We start from the raw sequence: 18879 nt of genomic DNA on the forward strand, positions 1-18879 counted from the left end.
TTATTATCGAGGAGTTGCCTACATGTCTGTTAGACGTTTGGATTCAACTAAACCTATTATTGAAATTATCTGGGAAGGTATTGTTTCTCCTGAACATGTCGAACAAGCAAATACAGAAATTCAGAGAATAGCTGAACAATTGGGAAGTTCGTTTGATGTGCTAGTAGATATGCGGAACATGAAGGCTTTCCCTCAGGACACCAAAGAAAAAATTGTGGAACACCAGAAACTACTGACACAGTGGGGTATGAAGCGAGCCAGTGTAGCCGTAGGTGGTGCGATCGCCAAAATGCAATTGAATCGGATCTCCAAAGAGTCGGCGCACCAGACTGAATTCCAATGGGAAACGTATGACGAGGCTTTGGCATTTTTGTTGAAATAATATTGAAGTGATACGGACTCAGTATAAGAGAGCTACTGATGCTGTACCTTGCACACAGAAAGAGGCGTTCCCCATGAGGAAGCGCCTTTTTCTTTTACAGTTCCACGTGGCTTACTCCGTTTTGCCAGTGATACGACCGCTCATCATTTAAGATTCAAGTTTACTTACACGCACCATCGTTAACGATGTACCATTTAGAGACTCCTCCACGAAACCTAACCGCTTATATAAGCGAATCGCTTGGTTATCCGGGTCAACACTGAGCGAGACTGCTGCAATTTCCCGCCGTTCGACCTCATCTAATGCGGTCTGAAGCAGTAAGGTACCTACTCCTTTTCCACGTGCATCTTCCGTTACAGCCATCCCCATCTCTGGCGTAGCTGCATTCACATAACCGTATCCCGCATTCTGATCCGTATAGAATCTTAATGTTATTGAACCTAATCTCTTGCCTTGCTGGTCAACTGCAACATACCCGAAATCCCCTGCTCTTCCCCAGCCTTCAACGTATTTGGACAGTCCGGGAGTATGAATGCTTTCGATTGGAAGAGGTGCATCACCTTCTCTTCTATGCAGGGATGCGTATAACATCTCCCATAGGAAAGGGATATCCTGTTCTTCAATAGGGCGTACATAATAGTTGGTTATGATGGTCATGTTTGCCCCTCCTTCAACTTTTCAAAAAGGCTGTCCATCTCAATCAGATTAAACTCATTGGTAACCTCGTAGTCCTGAAATTTGTCTCTTGTTTTCGCGCCGCTATAGATGGAGATAGATTGTTCATTATAAAACGTGATTCCGAAATCTTCAGTAAAGCGCTCTTCTTTATTTATGGTAAGTCGCCACTCATAGTAATGCGGACTCCTTTCAGAAACGTCGAATCCCCGTACTCTTTTAAAATCAACATCCTTTAATAGCTTCAGCATATCTCTAATCTCTTTGGGATCTGTAATCGTTATTTCATCATCTTCATTATACGGTTCATTGTCGGAAATTTTCCTAATCGTCAGTCGATCCAATGTATCCAGCATCGTCATATGATCTGTGACCTCTGCTCGAAACGTCGTGTGTTTGCTGGGGATATACATAGTATATTGACCAGAGGTATACATACGCACTGCAATAACTAAAAAAACAATAATCATGGCGATACCCATAATCATCTTGATTCGTCTACTCATCCCATTCCCCTCTCTATACCTACATAAAACATATAAATTGGTAATTATTGATATATTCCCAGTATAACATCTCACTCCTTCTGTTCCAATGTCATTTCTTATCTCTGGTTCCTCAATTACGATGACGTTTTGGGCTATACTAAAAATTAAAGATTTAAATGAACAAGCCGCGTTCTCCCATAGGGTGAACGCGGCTTGTTTGTTAACTTTGTTATATTGTTTTATTACCTATTCAGAACCAGGTAAGACGATAACCCTTGTTCCGAGCCATGAGTATGACACACGTGGGCTTGGACTCACAACTGGTCAGGTTACTTCCGAAACCTTATTTTTTAGCCCAATACGTGGCCTGCTGAATCTCGGATAACCAGTTCAGGCTTCAGCACAATTTTCTGCGGCTCTTTACGCTCATCCTTTAACTCTTCAATCAACAGATCTACAGCGCGATGTCCCAGTTCTTCAATTGGTTGGGCAACGGTCGTAAGTGGTGGACTGGTTACCGAAGCCAGAATGGTATTATCAAACCCGATAATCGACACATCCTCTGGCACGCGCAGCCCCAGCTCTTTGGCTGCCTGAAGAGCACCAATGGCCTGAATGTCATTACAACAGAACAAACCTGTCGGGTGATCGTTCTCACCGAGCAGCAGTAGCGCCTCTTTTTTGGCCGAGCTCAGGTCTGCTGCCGATTCTCGGATCTGATTCGGTTCCAGCGTATGACCTGCCTTAATCAGGGTTTCACGGAATCCGCGTACACGTTCCTGGCTGCTGCTGACTTTGGACGGTTCCGACAGAACCGCTACACGAGTATGCCCAAGTTCAAGCAGATGCTCCGCTGCGAGTGCTCCGCCGAGTATGTCGTCAATGGTGACCGTATGTACCGACAGCGATGGCATATGACGGGCAATCAGAGCAACAGGTATTGACTGTTGCAAGAGGGGTGACAAAATTTCGGCATTATCGATCCCGGTTCCGATCATCATGCCATCGACCCTTTTTTGCTGAAGCAGATTCAGGTAACGCTCTACCCGCTCGTCCTTATTATCCGTACTGCAGATGACCACGCTGTAGCCCAATTGACGGCTTCGATCCTCGACCGCTCTCGCCAGTTCTGCAAAATACGGGTTTGAGATGTCCGGTACGAGCAGCCCCAATGTATACGTCTGCTTGCCTGTAAGTGCAGCTGCGATCGCGCTGGGCTGATAGTGAAGGCGTTCCATGATCTCCATAATCTCGGCGCGCCGCTTCTCACTGATCTTACCTTTGCCATTAATGACCTGCGAGACGGTTGCAATGGATACCCCCGCCTCGCGTGCTATATCGTATATGGTTGCTTTCATTGTTTTTTCCCCATTTGTGCTATATATAAATTGTGTTATACATAGATAATTGTTCTCTTCTCATTATGCAGGGGGAAGTCTGCATACGCAACTTGAAGCGAGCACAATGTGCGTAGCAGGAACTGTTTTACTTTTTCATCAACCACTCATGGTCAGGGTCGTTATGGAATTTCCATGTCCGAGTAGGGCCGGCCATCACGTTCAGATAGTATACCTCATACCCCGGAGGAGCACCTACCGGATGATATCCGTCCGGAACAAGCACCACTTCACCGTTTTTCACTGCAAGCGTCTCATCCACAGAGCGATCGTCCGTATATATGCGCTGAATGGCAAACCCCTGCTCAGGCTGCACACGGAAATAATACGTTTCTTCCAGCAAAGATTCATCCGGGAGTGCGTCCCGATCATGCTTATGTGGCGGGTAACTGGACCAATGCCCATCTGGCGTGAATACCTCAACAACGAGCAGACTGTCCGCTTCCTTTTGTTCCGGCAAAATGTTGTGAATCTGGCGTTCCAGATTACCATATCCTCGCGCCTCTACCCCTACATCTTCGGGTGCAATGAGACGAGCCGGGTACGTGCCTTTACCGGGTGCAACACATATAGCGATTTCCAGTTCGGTACGTGCTGTGATCTGTACTTGATCGGAAGTTGAGACGTAGACTGAATACGGCGGAATTTTCTCGAAAACACTCATTCTTTTTCCGATATTATCCCATGTGTGCTCCCGGGTACTTACATTGGCGAAACCACTGAGAAGCACCACACAGAGTTCCTTATCACCGCTCTCACGGGTTAACGTCTCCCCTTCTGCCAACTTCGCTACCTGAAATCCAACATATTCCCACCCGGCCGACTCCGGTGTTACGTTGATAAGTGTACCGTCCCCCTCCGGGTTGACCACGGGTTTTACAATACGTTCTGACATCTTGCCATCCACTCCTTTCTGTATTCGTTCACAACAACCTGATACTTATAAAAAAACAAAAACCTGGACCATTCTTGCGCTCTATTAGAAAAAAATGACTTTAATCATCCACCTATGGCGTTGCCGTTTGCGATTCCAGTGACACCCCAGGGACTTCACTCAGCTTCACAGGTCTTCCCCGCTCCATGGACAGTTTTGCTGCCAGCGCAATTCGTTCTGCCTGTACTGCATCATGGCCATCAACGATAACCGGTGTATCATGGATGATTGCATCGATAAAGAGGGCTGTCTCCTGTACATACGCTTCATTGTAACGTTCCAGGAAAAAGTGTAACGGTTTGTCGCGCATCAGCCCGGCCGCTGTACTGATCTCAGCTGTATTCGGATGATCATTCGCCGCTGCGGCGCTGCCCATTGAGCCAAATACTTCAACACGTTGGTCATACCCGTATACTGCCTGACGACTGTTATCAATAACACCAATCGCACCGTTGGCAAACGTCATCGTTACAATCGCTGTATCCACGTCACCATGTTCTGCAAAGACCGGATTAATCAGCACGTTGCCCTGGGCGTATACTTCTTCCACTTCACTCCCGGACAGATAACGGGCCATGTCAAAATCGTGGATCATCATGTCCATGAAGATCCCGCCAGACACCCGAATATACTCCGCAGGCGGTGGACTCGGGTCACGAGACGTGATTTTGATAATATGCGGATCACCAATCGTACCATCCTGCACATGTGCACGTATCCGTCTGAAGTTGTGATCGAATCGGCGGTTAAAACCAATTTGCAGCTTCACACCAGCCTTCTGAACTGCTGCTACCGCCGCTTCGGTCTGTGCCAGATCCATGCTGACCGGCTTCTCGCAGAAGATATGTTTGCCCGCCTGAGCGGCCTGTTCGATCAGCGGCACATGTGTATCTGTTGAAGAACAGATCAGCACCGCGTCTATATTAGGCATCGAGATCAACTGGCTGCTATCCGTTGTTACCACAGGGATGCCACGGTCGGAGGCCCAAGCCTCCAATTCAGGACCTGCAAACAAGTCACTGATTCCCACAATCTCGGCATGCGGGTTGCGCAGGAGATTGTCTGCATGAATTTTGCCGATCCGTCCAGCACCAATGATGCCAATTCTCACTTTGTCCTTGCCCATTCCGTTATCCTCCCTATGTGCGTCCATATGGGCTAGGCGTTCCCTTAGCCCGAGTGATGCTCTGGTTGTTACCAGCGCGCCGTTACCATCTTCTTGCGAGTGTAGAATTCAACACCATCCGTACCATTGGCATGAAGATCACCATAGAAGGACTTCTTCCAGCCCGAAAACGGGAAAAATGCCATTGGCGCAGGTACGCCCAGGTTAATACCCAACATGCCCGCATCAATCGTTTCACGGAATTGACGCATACTCGCTCCGCTGCGGGTGAACAGACACGCACCGTTGGCAAAATCAGAACGGTTCGCCAGCTCAACGGCTTCCTCCAGCGTAGACACTCTTGCCACCGAGAGTACTGGAGCAAAGATCTCATCCTGCCAGATTTTCATATTGCTATCAACTTGGTCAAATACCGTTGGCCCTACAAAATAACCGGATTCACCTGTCGCCTGATCCTTACGTCCATCCCGAATCAATGCCGCGCCTTCCTGCTCTCCGGCTTCAATGTAACTGAGTGTACGCTCTTTATGTGGTCCACGGATGACAGGACCGAGGAACACGCCTTCATCCATGCCGTTACCAATGGTAATGCGGTCTGCCGCTTCCACCAGCTTTTGTACCAGTTCGTCAGCCACATCACCCACAGCCACAACAACCGCACATGCCATGCAACGCTCCCCTGCTGAACCAAAAGCTGCACTGGTAATCTCTTTCACGGTTAGATCGAGATCGGCGTCCGGCATAACGATGGAGTGGTTTTTGGCACCAGCCAGTGCCTGTACCCGTTTGCCATGCTTGGATGCAGTGGTGTAGACGTATTCAGCTACAGGTTGTGATCCGACAAAGGAGATCGCTTGAACATCCTCATGTTCCAGCAAACCGTTCACGACATCATGCGCACCGTGAACGATGTTGAGCACGCCGTCCGGAAGTCCCGCTTCCTTGAACAGCTCAGCCAGGCGGCCTGCCAGTAGCGGTGTGCGCTCGGACGGCTTCAGAACAAAGGTGTTACCGCACGCAATAGCCAGTGGGAACATCCAGCACGGTACCATCATCGGGAAATTGAATGGGGTAATTCCCCCAATAACACCGATCGGGTAGCGGTACATGCCCGACTCCAGTCCTGTCGCGATATCAGGCAGTTGTTTGCCCATCATCAGATTCGGGGCACCTGCCGCGAACTCGACGCATTCAATGCCACGTAATACCTCGCCATACGCTTCGGCATAACTTTTACCGTTCTCCAGCGTCACCAAGCGAGCGAGCTCTTCCCAATGCTCTACCAGCAGCTGCTGGTAGCGGAACAGAATACGTGCACGGCGTGGAACCGGTGTGCTGCTCCATGACTTGAACGCTTCTTGTGCTGTATGAACCGCCAGATCCACGTCCGCTTGTTCGGACAGTGGCACATGTGCAATAACCTCTTCTGTAGCCGGATTCACAACAGGCTCCGTACGAGTTGACACTGGGGTTACCCAGGTACCTCCGATCCAGTTTTGTACCATTGTCGCTGTTGCAGACGCTTCAGAAATCCCTTTTCCCATAGCCCTGTCTCCCTTCGCTTATGTGTGATCCCTTATGTTCAACATGTTCATTGTTATAGATCTGTATGAGTGCGTTATTCAAAGTATTGCAACGTGCTTCAAGACACGGTGATCTCGCCCCGATTGCAACGTTCGATGTAATCATTCACCTGTTCCACCGTTGGCATCGCATCCGAACAGCTGTGGCTTGAAATGACGATACTTGCTGCGCCACTGCCATACGCCATACTGCGCTCAATCGTCCAGCCCTGCATCAATCCATACAGGAAACCGGCTGCGTAGGAGTCGCCTGCACCGAAGGTTTTGACCACTTTTGCCGGGTAGCTGTCCGCACGATGGGAAAGCCCTTCACGCGTATAAGCAATGGACCCTTCCTTGCCGTGTTTGATTACTACAATATTCGCTGAGAAATCAAACCATTTCTGTGCAGTTACCTGATCGCTATGATCCGGATTGTGGTCGAATGTCTCCATCATGTCGAACTCTTCACGTGTACCCAGGATGATATCGCATTTCTCGGCTGCGAGGTTATAATAGACTGCTGTCTCTTCGTCCGATGTCCAAGTGTATGGGCGATAGTCCAGATCAAACACAATAACTGTGCCATGTTTTTTCGCATACGTTAGTGCCTGTAATACGGCTTCACGGGATGGGCTCTGCGCGAGGGCTGTGCCTGAGATTAGCAGCACTTTGGAGTCAGCAATCAACTGCTCTTGCACCTCTTGCGCCTGTAATAACAGATCAGCTACATTGTCCCGGTACATCAGGATACTGCAATCCGTTGGGCTTTTGATTTCGGTAAAAGCAAGCCCTGTCACCGCTCCAGTGTCATCTGTAACTACATTTGATGTGTCGATGCCGTTCTTCTCCAAATAACTCTGGATGAATCTGCCCATCTGGTCGCCCGCGATTTTGCCGATGAAAGCTGTCTCCATACCCAGTCTGGACATGCCAATCGTAATATTGGCCGGAGAGCCGCCAACATACTTCGTGAATGTCATCGTCTCTTCCATCGGGCGATTGATCTCATTGGCGTTCAAGTCGATGCACAAGCGGCCAATCGCGGTGAAATCCTTCTTCCTGGATACGGGAAAGGATACGTAAGTCATTGCATGTGAGCCCCTTTCTGTAGTGGGATTTTACATGTTGTATATGGATATCTAGACTAGTTACTCATTCCATTGTAAGGACTCGTAAACGTCTAGAGTAAGTCAGTTTTATTTTCCAATCGTAACGTTATACTCTTGCTGGTCTTCTTCCTTTTTCACTTCATAGGTGTGGCCTCTGACCGCTGCAATGCTGAACGAATCAGCTGTGTTGGTATAATGACTCCATATAGTTCAAAGATCGCTTCGCATACTCATACGGGTTATGAATCGCAGGGTCCTGCTCTCCTTCAAGCATCGCCCAGCCATCGTACCCTCGTGTGATCAGTTCTTGCAGAATTGGTGCAAAATCAATGCATCCATCTCCTGGTACGGTGAACACGCCTCTACGAATACAACCGACAAAATCAGACTGCTCCGCGCGTGCTTCATCCAGCACATGAGGGCGAATGTCTTTCAGATGGATATAGGCGATCCGATCATAATGTTTGCGCAACAGTTCAAGTGGATTGGCTCCGCCATAATAGGCATGACCAGTATCATAGAGCAGATACACGAGAGAAGGGTCTGTCAGCTCCATCAGTCGATCAATCTCATCCGGTTGTTCTACCACTGTGCCTCCATGATGATGGTACGTAAGCTTCAACCCATGTTCACGGGCAATGGCTCCTGCTTCATTCAATCCTTCAGCGAGGATATGCCATTCAGATTCGCTGAGTCTAAGCACTTCTTTTTCATTCGGAGTTCGTCTTGGATCAAAATGAAGTGACCCGCCTACCTCCGCCGTACTGATCACCTTACTGCCCATGGATTGCAGAAATTCCGCATGTCTGCGATAACTGTCCAGCTCCGACTGACGATACGCAGGATCGGAGAAAAGTACCGATTTCCACTGGGAGACCAGATTGATATTCCTTTTACTCAATTCCTCACGCAATATAGCAGGATCAGTTGGATATTTACGTCCCATCTCTGTACCTGTCAGCCCAAGACGCTGAATATCATCCAGAATCTGTGCACACGTTGTCGCATCACCATGCTCCTTCACATCTTCACCGACCCAATTGATCGGATGAATCCCAAGCTGGAATGGCAGCTTGCTCATTGCTCCACGTCTCCTTTGTCGTTCAACATTGTGGTTCACTATATTAAATCGGATTAAATAGGTCTTGCTTTAGCACGGTTGGCTTGCATGGTGTGATGGGCATGAACTACCTTTTCCTCGGCAGATACTTCTGGCACACCTACATTCCACCACGACTCGTATCCACCTGCGTTAGTTCCAGGCACGACCGGAATCTCAATCAATGTACTCACCGTTTCATTCTTCGCATCTCGGAGTGCCTGTTCCAGCTGTTCTGCCGTCTCCGCTCTATAAGATTTGGCTCCCATGCTTCGGGCGTGTGCAGCAAAGTCCATTGGCATGTAATCCCCGGTCAGTCGTCCACTCTCAGATTCCCGATAACGGAACTCATTGCCGAACCCGTCACTTCCATGTTCCCGCTGCAAATTATGAATACACTGGAATCCATTGTTGTTGAATAATAGAACGGTCATCTTCTTCTGTTCCTGCAAACTGGTCACAAACTCCGAATGCAGCATCAGATAACTGCCATCCCCCACCATGGCGTACACTTCACGATCCGGCTCAGCAAGTGCTGCTCCGAACGCTCCACTTACCTCGTACCCCATACAGGAGAATCCATACTCCATGTGATACGTCTTTGGTTCAGCCGCACGCCACAGACGATGCAGGTCTCCTGGCAGACTGCCTGCCGCACACACAATAACGGAGGAAGGATCAATCGTCCGATTAACTATGCCGACTGCTGTAGTCTGTGCCAGCCCTGCTTCATGTTGAGCTGCATACAGCCGATCTACTTCTGCATTCCACTCAGCGCGGAGATCAGCGATTTCAGATGCACCATATGCACTGCGGTATTGTCTTTGCTGCAATTCCTTCTGCAAAGCCTGCAATCCTTCGCGAGCATCTGCCAGAATGGCTTCCCCGCCTAACTTGGCGGCATCCATGCCGTTCAGGTTAATGTTGATGAATGAAGCTTCCGGATGTTGAAAAGCAGAGCGGGACGCCGTCGTAAAATCGGAGAAACGAGTACCGACGCCGATAACCACATCCGCTTCTCTCGCCAGCCTGTTGGCTGCTAGAGAACCTGTAACACCGATGGCCCCCACATTCAGTGGGTGGTCCCAAGAAACTGCGCTCTTGCCCGCCTGCGTCTCGGCGATGGGAATGCCAAATGCTTCGGCGAACTCCACGAGTTGAACGGACGCCTCAGAGTACAACACACCGCCGCCTGCAACGAGCATCGGCTTTCTGCCTCGGGCAATCTGCTCCGTTGCCCGCTCAATGGCTGCCTGTACCGGGGGGCGACGGTCCAGATAATGTACTTTGCGGGCAAAGAATGATTCTGGATAATCGTACGCCTCTGCCTGCACATCCTGCGGCAGTGCGAGCGTTACTGCTCCCGTCTCTGCTGGATCGGTTAGCACACGCATGGCCTGTGTAACAGCAATCATCAGCTGTTCGGGACGAACAATGCGATCCCAATACTTGCTGACGGCTTTGAATGGATCAGTGGCTGAGATTGTATAATCACTGCTCACTTCCAACTGCTGCAGTACCGGGTCCGGTTCCCGTGTAGCAAAGTTATCTCCAGGAAGCAATAAAACCGGAATCCGGTTCACCGTTGCGGTAGCTGCCGCCGTAATCATATTCAATGCACCCGGACCAATGGATGTTGTACATGCATAAATCTGTCTGCGGTTCTTCTGCTTGGCATAGGCGGCTGCCGTATGCACCATACCTTGTTCGTTCTTCCCTTGCATATACGTCAGGCTTCCCGGACTGCGCTCCAGCGCTTCTCCAATGCCTGTTACATTGCCATGTCCAAAAATACCGATGATTCCCTTCACAAACTTGGTTTCCACCCCGTCAACCGAGATATATTGCTGATCCAGGTATCGAAGCAGTGCCTGGGCCATCGTTAGTCGAATTGTATTCATGAATTGATCGCCTTCCTTTCCTTTACGGGTTAAGCGCTTAATCTACGTTAAGTTTAAGCGCCTTACCCCTAAAGGTTAAGCGCTTAATTGATATGGTATTACAGGTTAATGATTTACGCAAGCTATTTTTGTAAGCGTTTTTATAAAATGTGATGAAGAAGCTTATATCCAGGCCTTATAAGATGCGTTAGACCTGTTTCACTTGAACAGCGTCCACAATTATCAAGGACAAATTTAAAGGTGGGGAAATTTATGCATACGTGGGATACATTCTGATACATGATAAAGAGCCATATACTCTCTGAGAGCACCACGCACTAAATTGCCAATAAACCTGTGAACGCAAAAAAAGAAAGAGACGGTTAGTACCATCTCTTTCTTTTAAATATTTAAGCGGGTGATGGGAATCGAACCCACGCTATTAGCTTGGAAGGCTAAAGTTCTACCATTGAACTACACCCGCATAACAACAATCGGGATGACACGATTTGAACATGCGACCCCCTGGTCCCAAACCAGGTGCTCTACCAAGCTGAGCTACATCCCGTTATCTATACCGGCGAGAGGACTCGAACCTCCACGGTTTCCCACTCGATTTTGAGTCGAGCGCGTCTGCCATTCCGCCACGCCGGCAAAATATGAAGTTATAATGGCGCGCCCTGAGAGATTCGAACTCCCGGCCTTTTGATTCGTAGTCAAACGCTCTATCCAGCTGAGCTAAGGGCGCAAAATATTGGAGCGGAAGACGGGAATCGAACCCGCGACCCTCGCCTTGGCAAGGCGATGCTCTACCGCTGAGCCACTTCCGCAAATAAGGGATGCGCGTGGAGGGACTTGAACCCCCACGTCAAAGACGCTAGATCCTAAGTCTAGTGCGTCTGCCAATTCCGCCACACGCGCATATAATGGTGAGTCATGAAGGGCTCGAACCTTCGACACCCTGATTAAAAGTCAGGTGCTCTACCAACTGAGCTAATGACTCATAGAAAAACTGGTGGAGGATGATGGATTCGAACCACCGAACCCGTACGGGAGCAGATTTACAGTCTGATGCGTTTGGCCACTTCGCTAATCCTCCAGGATTACATGGTGCCGGCGAGAGGACTTGAACCCCCAACCTACTGATTACAAGTCAGTTGCTCTACCAGTTGAGCTACACCGGCGTATTAAAGGTGTTATATATGGTGGCTCGGGACGGAATCGAACCGCCGACACGAGGATTTTCAGTCCTCTGCTCTACCGACTGAGCTACCGAGCCTTACTAAATCAAAAAATGGCGGAACCGACGGGATTCGAACCCGCGATCTCCTGCGTGACAGGCAGGCATGTTAGGCCAACTACACCACGGTTCCAGATCACTTTCTCAAGGAAAGTATAATTGCGGGGGCAGGATTTGAACCTGCGGCCTTCGGGTTATGAGCCCGACGAGCTACCGGGCTGCTCCACCCCGCGTCGTTATAAAGTTATATGGTGGAGGCTGAGGGGATCGAACCCCCGACCCTCTGCTTGTAAGGCAGATGCTCTCCCAGCTGAGCTAAGCCTCCATATTATGACCCGTAGGGGGTACTCTCACTTCGTTCGAGACTGCGAAGCTGTTGCTAACGAAGTACATCCTCCGACGAACCTTTGGGATTCTCATCCCTTTTTGAAGCAATAGGTATTGCTATGACCCGTAGGGGATTCGAACCCCTGTTACCTCCGTGAAAGGGAGGTGTCTTAACCCCTTGACCAACGGGCCTTACTGGCTCCCCGAACAGGGCTCGAACCTGTGACAACTCGATTAACAGTCGAGTGCTCTACCAACTGAGCTATCAGGGAATGGTGGAGCCAAGCGGGATCGAACCGCTGACCTCCTGCTTGCAAGGCAGGCGCTCTCCCAGCTGAGCTATGGCCCCATACTCTGGTGTATTTCTTGTTGTGGTCTTGCTATGGGCCCTGGTGGACTCGAACCACCGGCCTCACCCTTATCAGAGGTGCGCTCTAACCAACTGAGCTAAGGGCCCTTATCAATTTTCGAAAAAAAATACCCCAATGGGGTTTCGCTTGGCGGCGTCCTACTCTCCCAGGACCCTGCGGTCCAAGTACCATCGGCGCTAGAGGGCTTAACGGTCGTGTTCGGGATGGGTACGTGTGGAACCCCTCCGCCATCGCCACCAAACGCGTAGCTTACATTTCAGAGTGTTGTTCTCTGAAAACTAGATTCGAAACGAAACATGCGAATTACAACTTGCTAATTGGATAAGCCCTCGACCGATTAGTACTGGTCAGCTCCATGCATTGCTGCACTTCCACCCCCAGCCTATCTACCTCGTCGTCTTCAAGGGGTCTTACATACTGGGAAATCTCATCTTGAGGGGGGCTTCACGCTTAGATGCTTTCAGCGTTTATCCCGTCCGTACATAGCTACCCAGCGGTGCTCCTGGCGGAACAACTGGTACACCAGCGGTACGTCCATCCCGGTCCTCTCGTACTAAGGACAGCTCCTCTCAAATTTCCTACGCCCACGACAGATAGGGACCGAACTGTCTCACGACGTTCTGAACCCAGCTCGCGTACCGCTTTAATGGGCGAACAGCCCAACCCTTGGGACCTACTTCAGCCCCAGGATGCGATGAGCCGACATCGAGGTGCCAAACCTCCCCGTCGATGTGGACTCTTGGGGGAGATAAGCCTGTTATCCCCAGGGTAGCTTTTATCCGTTGAGCGATGGCCCTTCCATGCGGTACCACCGGATCACTAAGCCCGACTTTCGTCCCTGCTCGACTTGTAGGTCTCGCAGTCAAGCTCCCTTATGCCTTTGCACTCTTCGAATGATTTCCAACCATTCTGAGGGAACCTTTGGGCGCCTCCGTTACTCTTTAGGAGGCGACCGCCCCAGTCAAACTGCCCACCTGACACTGTCCCCGCACCGGATTACGGTACCAGGTTAGAACCTAGATACGATCAGGGTGGTATCCCAACGTTGCCTCCACGCAAGCTGGCGCTCACGTTTCAAAGGCTCCCACCTATCCTGTACAGATCGTACCCAAATTCAATATCAAGCTGCAGTAAAGCTCCATGGGGTCTTTCCGTCTTGTCGCGGGTAACCTGCATCTTCACAGGTATTAAAATTTCACCGGATCTCTCGTTGAGACAGCGCCCAAGTCGTTACGCCATTCGTGCGGGTCAGAATTTACCTGACAAGGAATTTCGCTACCTTAGGACCGTTATAGTTACGGCCGCCGTTTACTGGGGCTTCGGTTCACAGCTTCGGATTGCTCCTAACCACTCCCCTTAACCTTCCAGCACCGGGCAGGCGTCAGCCCGTATACTTCGCCTTACGGCTTCGCACAGACCTGTGTTTTTGCTAAACAGTCGCTTGGGCCTTTTCACTGCGGCCCCCTCGTGCTATTCACACTACCGGGGCACCCCTTCTCCCGAAGTTACGGGGTCATTTTGCCGAGTTCCTTAACGAGAGTTCTTCCGCGCGCCTTAGAATACTCTTCTCGCCTACCTGTGTCGGTTTGCGGTACGGGCACCATCACCTGGCTAGAGGCTTTTCTTGGCAGTGTGAGATCATGACCTTCGCTACTATAATTTTCGCTCCCCATCACAGCTCAGCCTTACAATGTGCGGATTTGCCTACACATCAGCCTTACTGCTTAGACGGACATCCATCAGTCCGCGTCACTACCCTACTGCGTCCCCCCATTGCTCATAACGGCTTACGGTGGTACAGGAATTTCGACCTGTTGTCCTTCGACTACGCCTTTCGGCCTCGCCTTAGGTCCCGACTTACCCTGAGCGGACGAGCCTTCCTCAGGAACCCTTAGGCTTTCGGCGGATCAGATTCTCACTGATCTTTTCGTTACTCATACCGGCATTCTCACTTGTATAATGTCCAGCGCTCCTTACGGTACACCTTCAACCCTTATACAACGCTCCCCTACCCCTGATGCAAAGCATCAAGCCATAGCTTCGGTGGTGTGTTTAGCCCCGTTACATTTTCGGCGCAGAGTCACTCGACCAGTGAGCTATTACGCACTCTTTCAATGGTGGCTGCTTCTAAGCCAACATCCTGGTTGTCTGTGCAACTCCACATCCTTTCCCACTTAACACACACTTGGGGACCTTAGCTGATGGTCTGGGCTGTTTCCCTTTTGACAATGGATCTTAGCACTCACTGTCTGACTCCCGGAAGTAAGTCTATGGCATTCGGAGTTTGACTGAGCTTGGTAACCCTTGCGGGCCCCGCACCCAATCAGTGCTCTACCTCCACGACTCTGTTTTCCGAGGCTAGCCCTAAAGCTATTTCGGGGAGAACCAGCTATCTCCGAGTTCGATTGGAATTTCTCCGCTACCCCCACCTCATCCCCGCATTTTTCAACATGCGTGGGTTCGGGCCTCCAGTGCGTGTTACCGCACCTTCACCCTGGACAGGGGTAGATCACCCGGTTTCGGGTCTACGTCCACGTACTAAGTCGCCCTATTCAGACTCGCTTTCGCTGCGGCTCCGGCTCTTCACCTTAACCTTGCACGGGAACGTAACTCGCCGGTTCATTCTACAAAAGGCACGCCATCACCCCTAAAACGGGCTCTGACTTTTTGTAAGCACACGGTTTCAGGTTCTATTTCACTCCCCTTCCGGGGTGCTTTTCACCTTTCCCTCACGGTACTGCTTCACTATCGGTCGCTAGGAAGTATTTAGCCTTGGCAGATGGTCCTGCCGGATTCATACGGGGTTTCACGTGCCCCGCACTACTCGGGATCCGTCTCGGAGGGAACCAACTTTCAATTACAGGGCTTTTACCTTCTTTGGCGGGCCTTTCCAGACCTCTTCGCTTAACCGGTTCCTTTGTAACTCCATGTGAGACGTCCCACAACCCCAAAGAGCAAGCTCTCTGGTTTGGGCTTCTCCGCGTTCGCTCGCCGCTACTGACGGAATCACTATTGTTTTCTCTTCCTCAGGGTACTTAGATGTTTCAGTTCCCCTGGTATGCCTCACACTAACCTATGTATTCAGTTAGGTGTAACTGGAAATTACCCCAGCTGGGTTTCCCCATTCGGACACCCCCGGATCAAAGCTTGCTTACAGCTCCCCGAGGCAGTTTCGTTGTTCGCCACGTCCTTCATCGGCTCCTAGCGCCTAGGCATCCTCCGTGTGCTCTTAGTAGCTTAACCATATCGCTCGTGTTCGAGCTGTCACTCCGCTTGGTTTGCTTGCGCAAATCCAAAAGTCGTTCCATTTCGATCACTCGCTCATGCAATCTACCTTATAAACACTTCACTTGTTTACACAAGATCAGCTTAAAGGAATGTTCTAATTCGCGTTTGTTTCGTTTCGATATCTAGTTTTCAAAGAACAAGCTCCATGCAAAAGCAAGCTGTTTGAGAGTTTAAGCTCTCAAAACCGAACAACGAGTGAGTGTTTTGTAGCTTAGCTACATATTTGAATGTTTCCGTTGCAGGAAACGATTCTCCATAGAAAGGAGGTGATCCAGCCGCACCTTCCGATACGGCTACCTTGTTACGACTTCACCCCAATCATCTATCCCACCTTCGGCGGCTGGCTCCTTGCGGTTACCCCACCGACTTCGGGTGTTATAAACTCTCGTGGTGTGACGGGCGGTGTGTACAAGACCCGGGAACGTATTCACCGCGGCATGCTGATCCGCGATTACTAGCAATTCCGACTTCATGCAGGCGAGTTGCAGCCTGCAATCCGAACTGAGACCGGCTTTGTTGGGATTGGCTCCATCTCGCGATTTCGCAGCCCGTTGTACCGGCCATTGTAGTACGTGTGTAGCCCAGGTCATAAGGGGCATGATGATTTGACGTCATCCCCACCTTCCTCCGGTTTGTCACCGGCAGTCTATCTAGAGTGCCCATCCGAAATGCTGGCAACTAAATATAAGGGTTGCGCTCGTTGCGGGACTTAACCCAACATCTCACGACACGAGCTGACGACAACCATGCACCACCTGTCTTGAATGTTCCGAAGAAAAGGTACATCTCTGCACCGGTCATTCAGATGTCAAGACCTGGTAAGGTTCTTCGCGTTGCTTCGAATTAAACCACATACTCCACTGCTTGTGCGGGTCCCCGTCAATTCCTTTGAGTTTCAGTCTTGCGACCGTACTCCCCAGGCGGAGTGCTTAATGTGTTAACTTCGGCACCAAGGGTATCGAAACCCCTAACACCTAGCACTCATCGTTTACGGCGTGGACTACCAGGGTATCTAATCCTGTTTGCTCCCCACGCTTTCGCGCCTCAGCGTCAGTTACAGCCCAGAGAGTCGCCTTCGCCACTGGTGTTCCTCCACATATCTACGCATTTCACCGCTACACGTGGAATTCCACTCTCCTCTTCTGCACTCAAGTCACCCAGTTTCCAGTGCGATCCGGGGTTGAGCCCCGGGATTAAACACCAGACTTAAATGACCGCCTGCGCGCGCTTTACGCCCAATAATTCCGGACAACGCTTGCCCCCTACGTATTACCGCGGCTGCTGGCACGTAGTTAGCCGGGGCTTTCTTCTCAGGTACCGTCACCTTGAGAGCAGTTACTCTCCCAAGCGTTCTTCCCTGGCAACAGAGCTTTACGATCCGAAAACCTTCATCACTCACGCGGCATTGCTCCGTCAGGCTTTCGCCCATTGCGGAAGATTCCCTACTGCTGCCTCCCGTAGGAGTCTGGGCCGTGTCTCAGTCCCAGTGTGGCCGATCACCCTCTCAGGTCGGCTACGCATCGTCGCCTTGGTGAGCCGTTACCCCACCAACTAGCTAATGCGCCGCAGGCCCATCCCCAAGTGACAGATTGCTCCGTCTTTCCAGTTCCCTTCAGGCGAAGAAAACAACTATTCGGTATTAGCTACCGTTTCCGGTAGTTGTCCCAAACTTGAGGGCAGGTTGCCTACGTGTTACTCACCCGTCCGCCGCTAACCATCAGAGAAGCAAGCTTCTCATCAAGTCCGCTCGACTTGCATGTATTAGGCATGCCGCCAGCGTTCGTCCTGAGCCAGGATCAAACTCTCCAATAAAGTATTGAAAAGAGCGATAAGCTCATTTTGAATCTGACGAGATTAAAAATCTCATTTTGTGCTCCAGTCGATTCAAGCCAAGGCTTGTTTCCAACTTTCGCGTTCATTCTGCAAGCAGAATGTTTACTCACTCGTTGTTCAGTTTTCAAAGATCAAACTTGTTTTGTTACCGAGCGTTGTTCTCCTCAGCAACTTTTATATCATAACACTTCCGATCCAACTTAGCAAGCTCTTTTTTAAGTTTCTTTCGAAGCTTATTTGTTTTGCCTGCGGCACTTTGTTTCTCGTGTTTTTTTGGCCGGAAGTAGAATATATCATATACACAATACAATTACTACTTGTAAAATATCCCATCAGCAAACTAACTATATATTTGATTCAATCTCTTCATAATCTCTTTTTCCAATGGCAATATCCTCTTATTATATCCTATATACACTCACCGGTCGAATCTGTCTCAATATAGGTTGTGAACAGACCCATTCAACATCATTACATTCGCTCTATAAAATAAGAAACATAATACCTCTACTCAATAATGCTGCTATCTGTTATGTGGATTTCGAATCTAATAACTGAACTCCATAAGCTGTGGGCTTATATAGATTGTGCTTTTCACTTTTTATACTATTAGTCTTTGAACCTGCCCATCACTATCGTGTCGTGATACTGTCCATCCGCATGTCGCCGATCCTTTTTCAAAATGCCTTCGATCCCAAAGCCGCACTTTTGATATAGCTCGATTGCCTTATCGTTGGATGCCAGCACGTTCAACGTCATCTTCTCTACACCAGTCTGGTCTGCCCATTCTATCGACTTTTCCAACAAGTTCTTGCCAACCCCATGTCCCCAGAACTGTCTGGTTACACACACGCCGAACTTAACCTTATGGCAGAAGCGCTTCAACTCTCTGCCTTCACATCGGGAGTACCCCACAATCTCTCCCGCCACTACAGCAACAAGGAACAGATTCCGTGATTTCTCAATGTCCATATGGATGATCCGCCTAAACCCGGCTGCGTCGATATACGCCTCGCCCTCTTCACGATCCATGTTCTCGGTTTCCCCATCCATTTGTACACGAAGTGAAGACAGGGCCTCAGCATCTTTTTCCTCTGCCAATCTAATGAAGTAAGATAAGCCTTTAATGTTATATTCCTGCTGATTGATAATCATAAGAACCATT

At 49.8% G+C, this 18879-nt stretch carries 11 protein-coding genes, 17 tRNA genes and 3 rRNA genes; 1 reads left to right on the forward strand and 30 read right to left on the reverse strand.

Annotation, left to right across the window (positions count from 1 at the left end; genetic code table 11):
• The first annotated feature begins 22 nt into the window (after positions 1 to 22).
• The gene (locus MKX68_RS09535; protein WP_338590089.1) at positions 23 to 382 is read left to right on the forward strand and encodes a hypothetical protein; all 360 of its coding nucleotides are present in this window, start codon (positions 23 to 25) and stop codon (positions 380 to 382) included.
• A 147-nt stretch (positions 383 to 529) separates the two neighbouring features.
• Here MKX68_RS09535 and MKX68_RS09540 read toward each other — a convergent pair whose 3' ends face one another.
• From MKX68_RS09540 to MKX68_RS09685, 30 genes are all read right to left on the reverse strand, one after another.
• Positions 530 to 1039, reverse strand: a complete 510-nt coding sequence (locus tag MKX68_RS09540) for a GNAT family N-acetyltransferase (protein ID WP_340911077.1) — start codon at positions 1037 to 1039, stop codon at positions 530 to 532.
• Complete coding sequence (locus MKX68_RS09545; protein WP_340911080.1) at positions 1036 to 1563, reverse strand: hypothetical protein; 528 nt, start codon at positions 1561 to 1563, stop codon at positions 1036 to 1038. Before MKX68_RS09545 ends, MKX68_RS09540 begins: the two co-directional genes overlap by 4 nt.
• Before the next feature lie 332 nt (positions 1564 to 1895).
• Positions 1896 to 2903 (reverse strand): LacI family DNA-binding transcriptional regulator, encoded by a 1008-nt coding sequence (locus MKX68_RS09550; RefSeq protein WP_340911082.1) that lies wholly within the window; start codon positions 2901 to 2903, stop codon positions 1896 to 1898.
• 127 nt (positions 2904 to 3030) lie between these two features.
• Positions 3031 to 3837: a 5-deoxy-glucuronate isomerase gene (iolB, locus tag MKX68_RS09555; RefSeq protein ID WP_340911084.1), complete on the reverse strand. Its 807-nt coding sequence runs from the start codon at positions 3835 to 3837 to the stop codon at positions 3031 to 3033.
• Positions 3838 to 3949: 112 nt separating this feature from the next.
• The gene (gene iolG, locus MKX68_RS09560; RefSeq protein WP_340911087.1) at positions 3950 to 5002 is read right to left on the reverse strand and encodes an inositol 2-dehydrogenase; all 1053 of its coding nucleotides are present in this window, start codon (positions 5000 to 5002) and stop codon (positions 3950 to 3952) included.
• Between the two features lie 68 nt (positions 5003 to 5070).
• Positions 5071 to 6546, reverse strand: a complete 1476-nt coding sequence (locus MKX68_RS09565; protein WP_340911089.1) for a CoA-acylating methylmalonate-semialdehyde dehydrogenase — start codon at positions 6544 to 6546, stop codon at positions 5071 to 5073.
• Between the two features lie 98 nt (positions 6547 to 6644).
• The gene (gene iolC / locus MKX68_RS09570) at positions 6645 to 7655 is read right to left on the reverse strand and encodes a 5-dehydro-2-deoxygluconokinase (RefSeq protein WP_047841171.1); all 1011 of its coding nucleotides are present in this window, start codon (positions 7653 to 7655) and stop codon (positions 6645 to 6647) included.
• 199 nt (positions 7656 to 7854) lie between these two features.
• A complete protein-coding gene (gene iolE, locus MKX68_RS09575; protein WP_074093113.1) occupies positions 7855 to 8757 on the reverse strand; it encodes a myo-inosose-2 dehydratase in 903 nt (300 codons plus the stop codon).
• A 53-nt stretch (positions 8758 to 8810) separates the two neighbouring features.
• Entirely contained in the window at positions 8811 to 10676 is a 1866-nt protein-coding gene (gene iolD, locus MKX68_RS09580) for a 3D-(3,5/4)-trihydroxycyclohexane-1,2-dione acylhydrolase (decyclizing) (protein ID WP_340911093.1), read from the reverse strand.
• Between the two features lie 392 nt (positions 10677 to 11068).
• Positions 11069 to 11139 (reverse strand) — tRNA-Gly (locus MKX68_RS09585).
• 10 nt (positions 11140 to 11149) lie between these two features.
• A tRNA-Pro gene (locus tag MKX68_RS09590) sits at positions 11150 to 11223 on the reverse strand.
• 7 nt (positions 11224 to 11230) lie between these two features.
• Positions 11231 to 11309 (reverse strand) — tRNA-Leu (locus tag MKX68_RS09595).
• Positions 11310 to 11326: 17 nt separating this feature from the next.
• A tRNA-Arg gene (locus tag MKX68_RS09600) sits at positions 11327 to 11403 on the reverse strand.
• 7 nt (positions 11404 to 11410) lie between these two features.
• Positions 11411 to 11485, reverse strand: a tRNA-Gly gene (locus MKX68_RS09605).
• Between the two features lie 10 nt (positions 11486 to 11495).
• Positions 11496 to 11576: transfer RNA gene (locus MKX68_RS09610), tRNA-Leu, on the reverse strand.
• A gap of 6 nt (positions 11577 to 11582) precedes the next feature.
• Positions 11583 to 11658, reverse strand: a tRNA-Lys gene (locus MKX68_RS09615).
• A 10-nt stretch (positions 11659 to 11668) separates the two neighbouring features.
• Positions 11669 to 11754, reverse strand: a tRNA-Tyr gene (locus MKX68_RS09620).
• Positions 11755 to 11763: 9 nt separating this feature from the next.
• Positions 11764 to 11839: transfer RNA gene (locus tag MKX68_RS09625), tRNA-Thr, on the reverse strand.
• A gap of 19 nt (positions 11840 to 11858) precedes the next feature.
• Positions 11859 to 11934, reverse strand: a tRNA-Phe gene (locus MKX68_RS09630).
• A gap of 16 nt (positions 11935 to 11950) precedes the next feature.
• A tRNA-Asp gene (locus tag MKX68_RS09635) sits at positions 11951 to 12028 on the reverse strand.
• 26 nt (positions 12029 to 12054) lie between these two features.
• Positions 12055 to 12128, reverse strand: a tRNA-Met gene (locus tag MKX68_RS09640).
• A 16-nt stretch (positions 12129 to 12144) separates the two neighbouring features.
• Positions 12145 to 12220 (reverse strand) — tRNA-Val (locus MKX68_RS09645).
• 122 nt (positions 12221 to 12342) lie between these two features.
• A tRNA-Glu gene (locus tag MKX68_RS09650) sits at positions 12343 to 12414 on the reverse strand.
• 4 nt (positions 12415 to 12418) lie between these two features.
• Positions 12419 to 12494, reverse strand: a tRNA-Asn gene (locus MKX68_RS09655).
• Position 12495: 1 nt separating this feature from the next.
• Positions 12496 to 12571: transfer RNA gene (locus MKX68_RS09660), tRNA-Ala, on the reverse strand.
• 34 nt (positions 12572 to 12605) lie between these two features.
• Positions 12606 to 12679: transfer RNA gene (locus MKX68_RS09665), tRNA-Ile, on the reverse strand.
• A 38-nt stretch (positions 12680 to 12717) separates the two neighbouring features.
• Positions 12718 to 12834, reverse strand: a 5S ribosomal RNA gene (gene rrf, locus MKX68_RS09670).
• Between the two features lie 76 nt (positions 12835 to 12910).
• A 23S ribosomal RNA gene (locus MKX68_RS09675) occupies positions 12911 to 15836 on the reverse strand.
• A 304-nt stretch (positions 15837 to 16140) separates the two neighbouring features.
• Positions 16141 to 17693: ribosomal RNA gene (locus MKX68_RS09680) — 16S ribosomal RNA — on the reverse strand.
• The 16S, 23S and 5S rRNA genes sit together here with 17 tRNA genes alongside, the layout of an rRNA operon.
• 630 nt (positions 17694 to 18323) lie before the next feature.
• Entirely contained in the window at positions 18324 to 18869 is a 546-nt protein-coding gene (locus MKX68_RS09685; RefSeq protein ID WP_340911095.1) for a GNAT family N-acetyltransferase, read from the reverse strand.
• Positions 18870 to 18879: the final 10 nt, after the last annotated feature.

The organism is Paenibacillus sp. FSL M8-0212 (assembly GCF_038004645.1).
GTDB lineage: Bacteria > Bacillota > Bacilli > Paenibacillales > Paenibacillaceae > Paenibacillus.

What these genes read in the sequence shown, in the direction of transcription:
- MKX68_RS09550 (WP_340911082.1), bottom strand. Translation starts at nt 2,903, where the DNA reads ATGAAAGCAACCATATACGATATAGCACGCGAGGCGGGGGTATCCATT.
- MKX68_RS09540 (WP_340911077.1), bottom strand. Translation starts at nt 1,039, where the DNA reads ATGACCATCATAACCAACTATTATGTACGCCCTATTGAAGAACAGGAT.
- iolD (WP_340911093.1), bottom strand. Translation starts at nt 10,676, where the DNA reads ATGAATACAATTCGACTAACGATGGCCCAGGCACTGCTTCGATACCTG.
- MKX68_RS09535 (WP_338590089.1), top strand. Translation starts at nt 23, where the DNA reads ATGTCTGTTAGACGTTTGGATTCAACTAAACCTATTATTGAAATTATC.
- MKX68_RS09685 (WP_340911095.1), bottom strand. Translation starts at nt 18,869, where the DNA reads ATGATTATCAATCAGCAGGAATATAACATTAAAGGCTTATCTTACTTC.
- iolC (WP_047841171.1), bottom strand. Translation starts at nt 7,655, where the DNA reads ATGACTTACGTATCCTTTCCCGTATCCAGGAAGAAGGATTTCACCGCG.
- iolE (WP_074093113.1), bottom strand. Translation starts at nt 8,757, where the DNA reads ATGAGCAAGCTGCCATTCCAGCTTGGGATTCATCCGATCAATTGGGTC.
- MKX68_RS09565 (WP_340911089.1), bottom strand. Translation starts at nt 6,546, where the DNA reads ATGGGAAAAGGGATTTCTGAAGCGTCTGCAACAGCGACAATGGTACAA.
- iolG (WP_340911087.1), bottom strand. Translation starts at nt 5,002, where the DNA reads ATGGGCAAGGACAAAGTGAGAATTGGCATCATTGGTGCTGGACGGATC.
- iolB (WP_340911084.1), bottom strand. Translation starts at nt 3,837, where the DNA reads ATGTCAGAACGTATTGTAAAACCCGTGGTCAACCCGGAGGGGGACGGT.
- MKX68_RS09545 (WP_340911080.1), bottom strand. Translation starts at nt 1,563, where the DNA reads ATGAGTAGACGAATCAAGATGATTATGGGTATCGCCATGATTATTGTT.